The organism is Kitasatospora sp. NBC_01560 (genome assembly GCF_045208415.1).
GTDB lineage: Bacteria > Actinomycetota > Actinomycetes > Streptomycetales > Streptomycetaceae > Kitasatospora.
In genome coordinates this window covers 27,882-40,856 of the sequence record NZ_CP109364.1, presented here as the reverse complement: position 1 = coordinate 40,856, position 12,975 = coordinate 27,882, and the positions used below count along the sequence as shown (strand labels likewise).

At 74.1% G+C, this 12,975-nt stretch carries 11 protein-coding genes and 1 pseudogene; 10 read left to right on the top strand and 2 right to left on the bottom strand.

The window, feature by feature from the left end; translation table 11 throughout:
- Window positions 1–46: 46 nt before the first annotated feature.
- The 5 genes and pseudogenes from OH807_RS00175 to OH807_RS00155 all read left to right on the top strand — a co-directional run.
- Window positions 47–1,162, top strand: a pseudogene (locus OH807_RS00175) (type 2 lanthipeptide synthetase LanM); the annotation flags it as partial.
- A 101-nt stretch (window positions 1,163–1,263) separates the two neighbouring features.
- The gene (locus OH807_RS00170) at window positions 1,264–1,623 is read left to right on the top strand and encodes a PadR family transcriptional regulator (RefSeq protein ID WP_406192046.1); all 360 of its coding nucleotides are present in this window, start codon (window positions 1,264–1,266) and stop codon (window positions 1,621–1,623) included.
- A gap of 152 nt (window positions 1,624–1,775) precedes the next feature.
- Window positions 1,776–2,369, top strand: a complete 594-nt coding sequence (locus OH807_RS00165; RefSeq protein ID WP_406192043.1) for a hypothetical protein — start codon at window positions 1,776–1,778, stop codon at window positions 2,367–2,369.
- On the top strand, window positions 2,366–2,548 hold the full coding sequence (locus OH807_RS00160) for a hypothetical protein (RefSeq protein ID WP_406192040.1): 183 nt from the start codon (window positions 2,366–2,368) through the stop codon (window positions 2,546–2,548). Before OH807_RS00165 ends, OH807_RS00160 begins: the two co-directional genes overlap by 4 nt.
- A gap of 1,289 nt (window positions 2,549–3,837) precedes the next feature.
- Window positions 3,838–4,176 carry a hypothetical protein gene (locus OH807_RS00155; protein WP_406192037.1) on the top strand — a complete coding sequence of 113 codons (339 nt, stop codon included), beginning with the start codon at window positions 3,838–3,840 and terminating at the stop codon, window positions 4,174–4,176.
- 325 nt (window positions 4,177–4,501) lie between these two features.
- Here OH807_RS00155 and OH807_RS00150 read toward each other — a convergent pair whose 3' ends face one another.
- Window positions 4,502–5,068, bottom strand: a complete 567-nt coding sequence (locus OH807_RS00150; RefSeq protein ID WP_406192034.1) for an SMI1/KNR4 family protein — start codon at window positions 5,066–5,068, stop codon at window positions 4,502–4,504.
- A 303-nt stretch (window positions 5,069–5,371) separates the two neighbouring features.
- On the opposite strand from OH807_RS00150, the gene OH807_RS00145 reads away from it, so the two are divergent.
- The 3 genes from OH807_RS00145 to OH807_RS00135 all read left to right on the top strand — a co-directional run bounded on the left by OH807_RS00145 (window position 5,372) and on the right by OH807_RS00135 (window position 7,612).
- On the top strand, window positions 5,372–6,064 hold the full coding sequence (locus OH807_RS00145) for a DUF6882 domain-containing protein (protein WP_406192031.1): 693 nt from the start codon (window positions 5,372–5,374) through the stop codon (window positions 6,062–6,064).
- Between the two features lie 761 nt (window positions 6,065–6,825).
- Entirely contained in the window at window positions 6,826–7,140 is a 315-nt protein-coding gene (locus OH807_RS00140; RefSeq protein WP_406192028.1) for a hypothetical protein, read from the top strand.
- Between the two features lie 274 nt (window positions 7,141–7,414).
- Window positions 7,415–7,612: a pRL2-19 gene (locus OH807_RS00135; RefSeq protein WP_406192024.1), complete on the top strand. Its 198-nt coding sequence runs from the start codon at window positions 7,415–7,417 to the stop codon at window positions 7,610–7,612.
- A 548-nt stretch (window positions 7,613–8,160) separates the two neighbouring features.
- Here OH807_RS00135 and OH807_RS00130 read toward each other — a convergent pair.
- The gene (locus tag OH807_RS00130; RefSeq protein WP_406192021.1) at window positions 8,161–8,613 is read right to left on the bottom strand and encodes a hypothetical protein; all 453 of its coding nucleotides are present in this window, start codon (window positions 8,611–8,613) and stop codon (window positions 8,161–8,163) included.
- Window positions 8,614–9,319: 706 nt separating this feature from the next.
- On the opposite strand from OH807_RS00130, the gene OH807_RS00125 reads away from it, so the two are divergent.
- Together OH807_RS00125 and OH807_RS00120 are read left to right on the top strand one after the other, a co-directional pair.
- Window positions 9,320–9,811, top strand: coding sequence for an Imm21 family immunity protein (locus OH807_RS00125; RefSeq protein WP_406192018.1), 492 nt, complete (start codon window positions 9,320–9,322; stop codon window positions 9,809–9,811).
- Window positions 9,812–10,910: 1,099 nt separating this feature from the next.
- Window positions 10,911–11,462, top strand: coding sequence for an HNH endonuclease (locus OH807_RS00120; RefSeq protein WP_406192015.1), 552 nt, complete (start codon window positions 10,911–10,913; stop codon window positions 11,460–11,462).
- The last annotated feature ends 1,513 nt before the right edge of the window (window positions 11,463–12,975 follow it).

Here is a 12,975-nt window from a genome sequence, read left to right as displayed (position 1 = left end):
CGCGGCGACGGCCGAACTGCTCGACCGGTAGACCGCCGACCGGCCCGAGTTGGTCGCCCGGTTGCTGGGCGGGCGCGACCCCGGGCCGCTGGTCGCCGTGGACCGGGGCGCGGGCGACGCGCACCGCCGCGGTCGCCGGGTCGCCGTCCTGCGCTTCGCCGACGGCAGCCGGGTCGTCCACAAGCCCCGCTCGCTCGCTGCCGACCGGCACTTCGGCGAACTGGTCGACTGGTTCAACTCCCGCCCCGGCACCCCCGGGCTGCGCACACCGGCCCTGTTGACCCGCCCGCACCACGGCTGGTCGGAGTACGTCGAGGCCCGGCCCTGCGCCACCCCGGCCGAGCTGGACCGGTTCTACCGCCGCCAGGGCGCGCTGCTCGCCCTCGCCCACGTGCTCGACCTCACCGACCTGCACTACGAGAACCTGATCGCCTGCGGCGAACACCCGGTGCCGGTGGACCTGGAGACGCTCTTCCACCCGTCCGCGCCCGAGGACCCCGCCGCCGACGACCCGGCCGGCCGCGCCCTGGCGGCGTCCGTCCAGCGGATCGGCCTGCTGCCCCGGCTGGTGGTCGGGGACGAGGACGCGTTCGACCTCTCCGGCCTCGGCGGCGGCGCCGACCACCGTTCGCCGGTCGCCACGGACGGCTGGGAGGCTGCCGGCACCGACGGGATGCGGCTGGTCCGCCGGACCGGCACGGTCCGCCCCGGCACGGTCCGCCCCGGCGCGAACCGGCCCCGGCTGGCCGGCGCCGACGCCGAACCCGCCGCCCACACCGAGGCGCTGCTGGCCGGCTTCCGGGCCGGTTACCGCGCCGTGCTGACAGGCCGCCGGGAGCTGGCCGCGCTGCTGCGCCGCTTCGCCGACGACGAGGTCCGCGTGGTCACCCGGGCCACCCAGGTCTACGCGACCGTCCTCGCCGCGGCCACCCACCCCGACGTGCTGCGCGCGCCCGAGGACCGGGACGCGAGCGGCGGTGGACGGCATGAGCCTGACCTCCGGCCTCAGCTGCCCCCGTACCCCGCTGCGCCGCTTCCTGGACCGGGAGATGTCCGCCGGTCCCAAGCCGCTGCGGGAGAACTTCCGTGCCCGGTACGTTGCTGGGCCCGTGTTGATGCCGCCCGAAGGGGTGGGGTCCGTCCCGGTCGGGTCTCTGTGTGACGGTCGGGCTCTGGGTGTTGCCGGAGTCGACCTAGGTAGAAAGTTTGACGCTGCGCAATCGATCTAGGTAGATTCATGAGGTGACGATTCATCAGCCACGCATGACTGTGAACACGCAGAAGGTGCTCAAGGTGCTGCTCGGGCGTATGCCGGACGGCGAACGAATTCCTGATGCTCTGACCTGCGGTGTGTACGGCGGGAGGCTCACCAGCCTCACCGGCCTGCCGAGCGGCACGCTCTTCCCTCTGCTGGAGCGCCTGCTGAACGCCGGCTGGGTTGAGCGGTACTGGGAGGCGGACGAGAGCGCCGAGGCCGCGGGTCGTCCGCGGCGCCGCTTCTACAGGCTCACCGCCCGTGGTGCCGAACTCGTGCCCCAGGCCCTGGCCGAGGCCTCCGCGGGGCGGCCCCTCTACGGGCGCCGCCCCGCTGGTGCCCCCGGGCTCGCGGGCGGTGGCCGCTGATGGACACCGCGAACCCGGGCCGCCGCCGAAGGCCGGCGGTCCCACCCGCCGGAACTGCGCAGGACTCCGCCGGACCCGCGGATCAGTCCGCTCGTGGGAGGAGGCGCCCGGTGATTCGCCAGGTCGCTGAGGGCACTTCTACGACCGCCCCGGTGGGACAGCTGGTCGGTTCCCGGGAGACCGGCGGGGTCCGATTCCTGATGGATGATCCTTCCGCGGCGGAGCCCGAGATACAGCAGGTATTGCCGGCACAGGTGTCCGAGGCCGTGGAGGCGTGGATGCTGCAGACGGCGTCCGAGATCCGGGGAGGATGGGGGTCGGCCGCGGAGCCCGAATCCCGGGAGACGGAGACACTCGACTGGGACGAAGCCGAGCCGGGCAAGGAACTGTCCGGGACCGACCCAGAGGTTCACTTTCCCGCCCTCGGGCCCCAGGAGATGGCCACGGTGCACGCCAACGTGGCGCGATTCTTCTCGGAGCCAAACGTCGAAATGACATGCGGGCTTGAACCCGGTGACCGGGCGTCTGCCGCGGTTCCTCGGCGGGCGCGGATCGGGGGACCGCTCCTTGGCCTGGCGTCACGTACGCTGCCGGCCGATGTTCGGGAGGAGTGGCTGGAGGAGCACCACGGCTACCTGCTGGAGACCGAGGGTTGGTGGCGCCGTCTCGGGATGGTCCTCAGTGAACTGCGCGGGATACCGGCGATAGTCCACACAGTGCGGCGAGGACGCAGGGAGAGCGCGTGACGGCCGACCCGGACCGTCGGCCGCCCGGCCCGTCCGACGTGACGTTCAAGGCGCTCGTGCGCAAGTGGTCCGAGCCGACGTCCGCCGGCGGCGCCATTCTGATCATCGTTGTTGCGTCCGTGCTCGTCTGGCTCATCACCGTGGTGCTTCCCAGCCACCTCGTCATCGGCTGGAAATAGGCCGGGAACGCCGGTCCGGCTCGTGTCCTGCCCGCTCGGCCGGCGTGGTGCCGTGGGGGTGGTTCGTTGCCCGGCTGCCGGGTCGTCCTGCCGGGTCCTGCGCCTGCTCGGGTGCCCGGGCGCCGGGCCGTTGCTGTGCCGCTGTTCCGGCTCGCGCCCGTTCGCCGCTGCGCCGCCGTCCGGCCCGCCCGCGGCCCGCCGCTCCGTCGCCCCGTCGCCCGGTCGGGGCCGTCGAGGCCAGCCGGCCGCTCCGCCCGGGGTGGCCGGCCCGTTGCCCGGTCCGCCGCCCTGCCTGCCGGTCCGGCCCACTGCCCGCCGGCCGCCCGCCGCGGGCCCGCCGCGTTGCCCACCCCGTGCCCCCGCGGGCCCGCCGGGGCGGCCCGTTCCGCTGCCCGCCTGGCCGTCCCGTCCGCTGCCGGTTCCGGGGGTGTCCTGGGCTTGTCTGGGGGTTTCGTGACGGGTGGGTTGTGACGGAACCGCGTCGGGCCGCCCGCCCTGCTCCGGTTCCGGTTCCGGTTCCTGCTCCTGCTCGGTCCGGTGTGTGACCTGAGCGTGTTTCGGGCGCTCGGATTGCTCTCTGCTAGACCAATCTGGGTGGGTGGTCGGGCCTTGTCCGGCGGTCTGGCGGTGTTCCGGGGGCGTGCTGGTTTCGGTGACTGTGGGTGGTCGGCTGCCCGGGCCGGTCGGGGTTCGGCGGGCGGTCCGGGGGCCGGGGTCGTTGCGGGGTGTTCCGGTGAATTGACGGCCTGTCGGAATGCCGCCGTAAATGCCGCCGGTTTCCGTTCTGGTTTTCCTCGTTGATTTGCCGGGATTACCTCGGGTGGGGGCTGTTTCGGTGGGTCGTGAAATGTTGTGCGGGGGTTCGCCGGGGGAGCCGGGCGGGGGAGCAGCGGGTTCCGGGTGTTCGGGGCGGTGCCGGGTTGCTGCCCGCCGCCTGCCCGCTGCCCCGCCCGTCGGCCGCCCGCCCGTCGGTCCTGGCAGGGGTGCGCGCTCCGGGCGTTCGGGGTGCTCGGGGCGGTGCGGGTGGTCGCCGTGCCCGGGTGGCGGCTGTGCCCGGCTCGCCGTCTCCCGCTCGGCGTGGTCGGGGGTGGCGGTGGTCGGACTGTTGTCTGCTGCCAGGAGCAGCCGGCCCCCGGCATTGGGACGCGCTCATGCCGGGGAATCGGCACATCCTTTCTGCCGGCCACGTGGTTGGTCCGGACGTGAACGCTTCAACGGATCCGCGCCCCGGGCGGCCGGGGGCTGCAGGTGCCGGCACGGTCGTCGATCGGTGCCGCGCCGCAGGTGGCATGCTCAGGACCACCCTTGGCGAGCTGCGCGAGGAGCTCGGCTACAAGCGGCTCGGCAAATATGTCCTGGAGGAGATGGCCGAGACCCTGACCTTGGACGGGCTGGGCTGGCTCCCGGCCGGGCGGCTGTCACCGAACCAGAGCGGCCAGCCGCGCCAGGGTCAGGAGCTGTGGGTGTTCGTCCGGGACGGCGGCCTGCGCTGCCAGGTCATCAGAGCTGTTCAGGACCCCGACGACTGCGACGTCCCCGCCGTCCTGAACGGCCTGTTCGCTGCTCGCGCCGAGCAGCTCTCGCCCGAGCGCAAACTCGCCCTCATCGGCGAAATCGTGGGCTCCTGACCGATGTGCCGCGGGGGAGCGGTGCGCGTTCCGGGCGTTCAGGGGGTTGTGCGGGTGGCTGCCGTCCCCGGGTGGCGGCTGTGCCCGGCTCGCGGTCGTGTCCGGAGCTGACCGGGGTGGTGGTGGCCGGGCTGTTCCCCACTGCCGGGAGCGGCCCGTCGATCGCCGGCCCCGGGCGGTTCCGGGGCCGTGCGGGCGACCGCCGCTCCCCGCCCGGCCTGGTGCGGCTGCGCCTGGTCGTTGTGCTGTTTCCCGGGGCGGGCGGCCGGGCCCGCCTGGGGAGAGAGACGGCACCCGGGCCCGCCCGGGTATCCGATCGAAGCATTTAAATGATCTTGAGTGCTTCGTCCCACACGTCGCCTCCCTCTGCCCAGGTCCACAGCCATTGGCGCAGCGACGGTGCGGCGTAGCACAAGCCGTCGTGGGGGTCCTCGCCCCAGGTGGGTTCCCAGCCGTCGGCGTCCCAGAGCACGACGGGGTTGTCGATCGCTATCAACGAGACGTGCCACTGCATGCTGCAGCCGCCACCGGTCAGGAAGAGCCATGACGCCGGCGGCCCCCACTCCGGATGTCGGGTGCGCCGGGAGGTTGCGCACGGCCAGTCCGGCCGGTGCCGTTCCGGGATGCGACGTGGTGTCAATGAGGCGAGGCCGCCTTCCGGGCCGAACCCCCCGTCGCCGATCTCGGTGTAGATACGACGGAGCAGGGGCGGCAGCTCGTACCCGAGCTGCCTCTCCACCTGCTCGACCTCGATCCTCGTGATCGGAGGAAACGGTTGGCCCGGGAGCCAACCGCCGGTAACACCCGCGCTTTCCGCGTCCCACGCGAGAGCACGCAGGCGCTCCAGAAGCGCGTCGTCGTCTGCGGAGGTACGACGGGAGGCATCGGTCACGGGGCGGAAATGTAGCCCCGCGCCCACGGCCCTGTCACCACCGTCCGGGTGCGTGATGAGAACCGTTGATATTCCCCACCCTGTGCTCGGGGGTGGGACAGAACTGCTCTGCTCGATTCCCCGTCTACGGGCGGTTGACCTGGGGAGACGTCACATCCCCGGGGTTGTCCGTCAGTCAGACCGTTCCCAGGGCCTGCCTGGTCGGGCCTGTCGCTGGTGGCTGTTGACCTGGGTTGATCTCGGGACTACCTCAGGTCAGGGCCCTGCTCCGGGCCTGCGGCCGACGTCCCCTAGGCTGCCCAGATGATCACTGCTTTCTCCGACGCCTTCCTGGACGCCGCCGAGTACCACGCGGCGTGGGGCGCCCAGCAGCTCGAACTGATCGGCCAGGCCGTCCCGGGCGGCCCGTGGACCGCGGACCTCGACGAGTGCCGCTACGAGTCCGGCGGCCGCACCCTGCGGGTCGGACTGCTGGGCAGCTACGACACGGACGAGCAGACCTGGCTGTGGGGCTGGGCCAACCCTGGGCTGCGCGGCAGCGCGGTGGTCGCGGCCGGTGAGCGGATCGCCGAGTTCGGCCGCCGACACGGCGTCGCCGAGCTGGTGCAGGAGAGTGTGGACCTGGCCGGCTTCGTCGATCCGCGCCATGCCGCGGAGGCGCTGGCCTTCCTCGGCGCGGCGGTGCTCGGTGCACCCGGCTACCTCGGCCAGGAGGCCGGCCCCGGGAGCCGGGTCTACTTCGTGCCGCAGGACCCGCAGCTCCGGCCGGCAGGGTTCGACCCGGTCGCCATGCCGCGCCACCTGCTCACCGGTGCGCAGCTCTTCGCCCGCTCGCCGCGGCGGGTGGTCGAAGGCTGGTTCGCCCTGCACGGGGTCCAGGTACGGGAGGAAGCCGACCGGACTACCGCGCAGCTGCCCGGCGGCGGCACCGCGGTGGTCTCCTTCGACGAACTCGGCCGGATCTCGGGCGTCGACGTCGGACCGGTCTCAGCCTAGATCGCGGCATCGCCGATCACGACCGGCAGCAACGTCGTCGGGCCGCTGCGCGAAGCGACCCGGCGACGCCCAAGGCGCCCTTGACGGGGCGGGCCGAGCCGAGCCGAAAGCTCAACGGACGGGCGCCCCCGCGGCCCCGCCCACTGAACTTCCCCACTTGCTTCAAGTGGCAACAAGCTGGGGAACCGAGAGCAGGGGCGGGGAAATTCGCGGGTTCTCATCAGCCGCAGGCATCCGGGCCCGCCCCGGCCTGGCCGAGAAACCGGGGCCCGGCGCCCCGGCCACCCACCGCCGGGTGCGGCCGCCGGGCCGGCACCCCCTTCGCGGCCGTGGGCCGCCCGCGCTGGGGACCAGGAGGAGCTGGAGGGCCAGGAGGTGGTGGTGCCCGCCCGCCGCCGCGCCGCCGGGCCCCGCGCCACGTCCTGCTCGCCGGCCCCGGCTGTGCCCGGCCCGGTCGGCCCGGGCCCCCGGGCCCCGGTTTCTCGGCCAGGCCGGGGCGGGCCCGTCGAAGCCCACGGGGGTGGGGCCGGGTGCCGCTGCGCCGGTGGAGTCGGCGTCCGCCCTGCCCTGCCCTGCCCTACCCTGCCCCGCCCGGGCCGCCGCTTTCGGCCCGGTGCGGCTGTGCCTGGTCGTCGTCCTGGTCGTTGTGCTGTTTCCCGGGGCGGGCGGCCGGGCCCGCCTGGGGAGAGAGACGGCACCCCGGGCCCGCCCGGATCGTTGGGCAGGTGGCCGCCCAGTTCTGGCCGAGTCAGGAGGACACCTTGATCATTGATGAGGCTGTCCGAGCCGCACTGGAATCGGCCCGGACCCTGGGCGCCCCGCTGCTGGCCATCGCCCGCCCCTGGCCCGTACCCGGCGGAAGCTGGCACATCACCGCACTGGACACCACGACCAGCCGGTACCGCTGGACATTCCCCAGCGGGAGCTCCCACTGGGCTCCCGACTCGATCGAAGCCCGCATCCGCGAGCGCGGCTACACCTCCCTCGCCCAGGCGACCCGCGAAGAGTGGGCCGCGCCCCTTCCCGGCCTCCGCCGCAGCGCCCTGTTCCTGGATCCGGAAGACAGCCTCCGCTAGCAGCGACGGACCTGTCGCGCTCCTCCGAGAAGGGTGCGACAGCCCCACCGAGACGGCCCGCCTTCCGGACCCACCGACACCGCCACCGCCGCTGCGCCCCGGTCCGGCCCGCCCGTGCTGCGCCCCCGGCCCGGCCCGGTGCGACCGCGCCGGGCAGGCCCCGGGCCCCGTACCCGCCTCCCGGGTTGGCGCTGCGCGCCCCGGCTGCGCCTGGTCGTCGTCGGGGCCGTGGCCGGGAGGGGGCTGGGTCGCCTGGCGGGTACGGGGCGACGACGTGTACGGCCCGCGCCGGATCGCTCCCGACTGGCACGCGCAGGAGCTGCTGGTGGCTCTGAGCCGCGCTGCGGGTGGTGAGCTGGTCTTCGACGGCGAGCACATGCCCACCACCTCGACCCGGGCGGTCGACGGGGCGATCAGGGACGTCCTCTACGAGCCGCTGCCGGACGGGACGGTGCGGCTCTCGCCGGCCTGACCGCACCCGGCGCCGGCCGCCGTGCCGGGGCTGTTGACGCCGTGCCGGGGCTGTTGACGCCCTGTCGCGGGGGTTGTCGCGTTGGGGGTGCTGTCGCGGTGTGTGACGTGGGCGCCAGGCCCGGATCCCCCGTGTGTGGGCGGCCTGCGACAGCCATCGCGACAGGGGCGCGGCGGTGCCCCCCGTCCGGCTGCTCCCCGCCCGGGTGGGGCCGGCCCCACCCTCGCGCCCGGTTCCTCGACTCCGGCCGGGGTGCTGCCGCAGGTCCCGCCGGGGCGGCGCCGGGTGCCGCTGCGCCGGTGCGGTCGCCGCCCCACGCCGCCCTGGCCTGGCCTGCCTGGGACGGCGTGGGTGGGGGTTGTCCCAGGTCTGTCCCACCGGTGTCTCAGCACGCCGGGTATGTCCGTTTCGCTAGGACTGTCTCAGGCCGTATCCCCAGGTGGGAGCGTTTTCGGGCCGGGTCTGAGAAAGGGCTGGGACACGCCCTCGCGGCGGTCCGTGACCCGTCTCACCGAAGGTTGACCGCCGGTTTCAGATCTGAGGCCACGTCAGGCGCCGACGGCGCTGACCCAGACTGGGAACGGGATCGGCTCAGCTGGCCCATACGGCTCCTCCGTGTCGGTGATGGCGATCACGCCGGGGTTGTCGTCGGCCAGGAAGGGGACGATGACCGGACCGGGATCCGTGGTGGCTGCGTACGCGCCGCCGAAGGGGAGGTCGTCCGGGGCCACCGTCCCGGTCGAGCAGCGGAGTTGGCCTGCCACCTCGTCGTGCCAGACGTAGAAGGTGGCCGGGCCGGAGTAGCCGGTGGCGCGGATCCGGGCCCGGAGTGCGGCCGCCGTCCGTTCGAAGGCGGCGGCCACCTCAGCGACGGAGAGGGATTGACGGTCCTCCACCTCGGCGTTCAGGTACCAGGTGTTGGTCTCCCACTCCACCGGACGGTCGGCGGGCTCGAGGGCCAGGGGTTCGTCGGCCAGTTCGGCGATCCAGGTCAGCAGCACCGGCGAAGTCTCGCACGGAACTGCCTACCTGGCCGGAGGCCAATCGTCAGCGGGGGACGCCTGACGAACTTCGGTCGGGGCCGTCCGTCCGGCAAGCGGTCAAACTTCGGTGAGACTGGTCAACCTTCGGTGAGACGGGTCAGTCCGCTGCCCGCCGCCAGGAGCAGCCGGCCCGGCGCCCGCCCCCGGTCCCCGGTCCGCTGCGCCTGGCCGTGGTGGCCGGGATGGTGGGTGGTTCGGCGGGGGCGGTGTTGCCGGTCGGTCGGGTGGTACCGGTCCCGGGGGGCCGTAGGCCACCACCGCCTGCCACCGGCCCGCCCGCCACCGCCCCCGGTGCCGCAGGCGCCCGGGCCCGCCGCCGGCCTCCTTGCCGGGCCGTCAGGCCCCGGCGCCCCGGCCACCCCGGTCCGGCCCCTGGCCACCCACCGGGTGCGGCCGCCGGGCCGGCACCCCCTTCGCGGCCGCAGGCCGCCCGCGCGTGGAGGGCCAGGAGGAGCTGGAGGGCCAGGAGGTGGTGGTGCCCGGCTGCGCCCCGCCCCGCCCCGCGTTGCGCCCTGCCCCGCTGCCCGCCCCGCGCCGCTGCCCCGCCCGGCGCTGCCCGCCGTTCCCGGCTCCTGTCACCGTCACCGCGTCCGCCGGCCCCCTGGCCGCCGTTCCCGGCTCCCGGCTCCGGTCCGGCAGCGGGCTGTGTTGGCATCATGACCGGATGACCGCTGCGCTGACCTGGCTCGACCGTACCGACTTCGCGCGCTACGCCCTCCTCCCCGAACACCTGGTGCCCCGGTGGACCGGGGAGGAGGCGTACGACGCGTGCGGCGAGTACGCGACGGCCCTGCGCTTCGAGGGCCACGACGTGGTGATCCTCGGCGGCGAGCCGCTGCCGGTGACCTGGATCGCGTACGCCCTCGTCTTCGCCCGCTGGTCGTCCGCCGACGACGACCGCTCGCTGCTCTCCGGCGTCGATACGGCGCTGGCCTGCGGCGCCTGGGAGGACGTGGTCACGGTCGAGCTCGGCGGCCGATACGTGCTGACCGACGCCGGCTACGACGGCGAGCACATCCGCGGGCTCGACCACGCCGATCCGCCGGAGCTCCTCCGGGTCACGATCCCCGCCGGGCGCTATCTGCTCCAGTCGCTGCTCATCCAGCCCGACCCCGAGTCCGAGTACTACCTGGAACGCCTGCTCCCGCTCGGCTGATCAGCCGCCACCCGGTACCGCGAGCAGGGATGGCCGCCGCTGCCGGGCCCCGGCTCCCGGCCCGGCCCCGGTGCGCTGTGCCTGGCCGTCCTGCCGGGCCCGCCGCCTGCTGCGCCTGCCCGCCGCTGCCGGTCCGGGGTGCTCGGGGCGGTGGTGGCCGGGCTGCTGCCCGCCAGGAGTAGCCGGCCCCGCGCCCGCCCGCCGGCCCCGGCCCCGGTGTGCTGCGCCTGGCCTTGGTGGCCGCGATGGTGGGTGCCCGCTGTTCCCGGACTGCTGCGCCTGGCTCCCGGCGGCCGGGCCCGTTGGTGGACTGTCGTGTGCCCTGTCGCGCTGGGGGGTGCTGTCGCGCCGCTGACGTGCGGGGCAGGGCCCGTTCCCCCGTGTGTGGGCGGGCCGCGACAGTCCCCTGCGACAGGGGGCCGCGGTGCCCCGCGCCCGGCCCCGCCCGGGAGCCGCCGGCCCCGCCCGCCGGCCGCGGCCCCGGTCCGCTGCGCCTGGCCGTGGTGGTCGTGTCCGGTTCGCGGCCGTGTTGCCGCTGCGCCGTGCCGTCGGTGTCGGGCGGCCTCGGCCGCCGGCCCCGTCCGGGCCGCCGGCCATCCGCCCGGGCCGGTCCGCCGGCCCGCTGCTGCGCCGTGTCCGGTGTCGGGCAGCTGTGCCTGGCCGCCGTCCCGGGGCCCGCTCCCGCCCGCCGTCTGCCTGTCTGCCGCCAGGACGTCGCCGCCCCGCGCCCACGGGTCCTGCCACGGCCCTGCCACGGCCCTGCCACCACCGTCCCGGTGCCGCAGGCCCCGGCCCCCGCCACCCCCGGTCCGGCCGTCAGGCCCCGGCCCCCGTCGGCCCCCGGTCCGGCCGTCAGGCCGGCACCCCCTTCGCGGCCGCCCGCGCTGGGCCAGGAGGTGGTGGGGGCCGGCTGCGCCGCGCGCCGCGCCCCGCCGCTGCCCGGCTGCGCCCCGGCGGAGCCCGCTGCGGCAGTGGCCGGTGCCGCAGTGCCGGTGTGGTCGCCGTCCGGTCCGCCCGGCCCCGGCCCTGCCCGCTCGTTGTGGCCGGGCCGGGTTCTGGGGGCTGCCGGACTGCCGCGAGGGGCCGTAGGGTGCGGCGCATGCCTGATGGACGTCCCGCGATCCCTGCTGAACTCAAACGTCGTGTTCTGGTTGAAGCAGGTCACCGCTGCGCTATTCCGACCTGTCGCCAGCATCCGGTAGATATCGAGCACATCGACGATTGGGCTTCTGTGAGGGAGCACCAGTTTGAGAATCTGATAGCCCTTTGTCCAACCTGTCATCGCCGTAAGGGAAGCGGGCCGGATCAGATTGACCGTAAATCTCTGCGTCAGTATAAGGCTAACCTTGCCGTCATAAACGGTAGATACGGTGATCTTGAGCGGCGTCTCATAGCCTTGTGTGCTGAAACTCTCCAGAGGGAGGCCCCCGAACCAGAGCGTAAGATTAACGTCAGGCTCGGTGCGGGCTCTTTTATCCATCTGATGTATCTAATTCAAGACGGATATCTTGTCCAGATAAACCAAGGCGCGCAATTGGCCTTGGGTAACGTGGCATTGTTGGAAAGTTATCAGTTTACAGATCCCGGGATAGAATTCGTCCGGCGATGGGCGGATGCTCAACCCCTTGATGAAATACCTTCGAAAGAATAACCGCGCAGCTGTGTATCCCCATCAAGCGCTCTCGCCGCAGGACTCCCGTCGCCCCGGGGCCCGGCCGCTGCACCTCCTCGGGGCGCTTCATGGGCCGGCTTTGTGCGGGGCCTGCACCAGATGGGGTGTCGGCGGTCTGGGTTGTTGTCGGGAGGAAACGGCGGGCGGGGTGAGAGAGGCCGGCGGGCCGTGCTGCCGGTTCCGGCCCCGGTCCAGCCGCTGACGCTGCTCCCCGTCCTGCGGTTTTCTCCGCGTTGGCGACCCGGACCGGGCCTGGGCTTCGGCCGCTGGCTTGGCCCAGTCTCGGTCCGCGCCCACCCCGTTCCTGGAAGACCTGGTCGTCCGGCAGGCCGCTGCAGGGGGCGCATCAGTCGCTGCCCCGCCCGTCGCTTGACCCGTGCCCCGCTGCGCCGCGCTGCTCTGCTGCTCCGGGCCTGGTGCCAGCCGGCCGCCCCGGCACGCTGCTCCCGGCCCCCGGGGAGAGTACGTCCTGCCTGCCGCTGCTCCCCGGAGCACCAGCTCCAGCAGGCGGCGGCCGGGCACATCCCGGGAGGGCACCCCAGGGTGTGCCGTCGCCCCTGGGGGGCCGCAGGCCGCCCGGCCCGGCCAACCACCGCGCCCGACACCGCCCGGCCCGCCCCGCCGCGCCCCGACAACCACCAGGCCCCGGCCACACCTGCTGTGCCCCCGCCAGGGGGCCCGTAGGCCACCACCACGGACCCGCCCACACCCCGGCCGGTGCCGCAGGCCCGGCCCCGCACCCGCGCCTGCTGCCGGGCCGCCAGGCCCCGGCCCCCGGCCCCCGGCCCCCGGCCACCCACGGTCCGGCCGCCAGGCCGGCACCCCACCGCGGCCGCAGGCCGCCCGCGGAACAGGTGGCTGTTGGAGGGCCGGGTGGTGGTGCCGTGCTGCGCCCTGGTCCCGGGCCGGTATCCCGCCCGGATCGGGCTGGGTGTGGTGTGGTGCTGCGCCCCGGCCCCGCGTTCACCCCCTGCCACCGGCCTGGTGGTGCTGCTCCCCGTGCCGTCTCTCCGGGGCCGGGGGTGAAGTCCCTGACAGCTCTTGCATCTCGACCCCCGAGTCGGTGACACCTAATGGGGACCGAAGCCGGTGGATCGCTACACGTGTCCCGGTCCGACGAGGCCTCACTGTAGACCGCGGCCACCGGCCTCTCTTCGGTGGTGATCAGTCGGCACTCGGTAGAGCTACAAGGCGCGCCCTGGCGGCCCATGGCACGCCTACAGCAAGAGCTGGCCTCCGGGTGCCGGCCGATCACCACCGAAGAGAGCGGTTGTGGGGGCGCCCGGCGTCGGGGCCACTCCTGCAAGACACCTGAGGCCCTGACCTCCAGCAAGAGATCGGCGGGCCCTGGCGTCCGGCGCCTCCACAACCGCAACCGAGCAGGTGATCGAATGCTCGTGGTCCGAGCCCTTCGCAGGGTGCACCTCTCACTTCGCCGGGACGCCTTCGAGCTCCTGCACAGACCGAGGCCCCTGCGGTCAGCTGGGGTCAC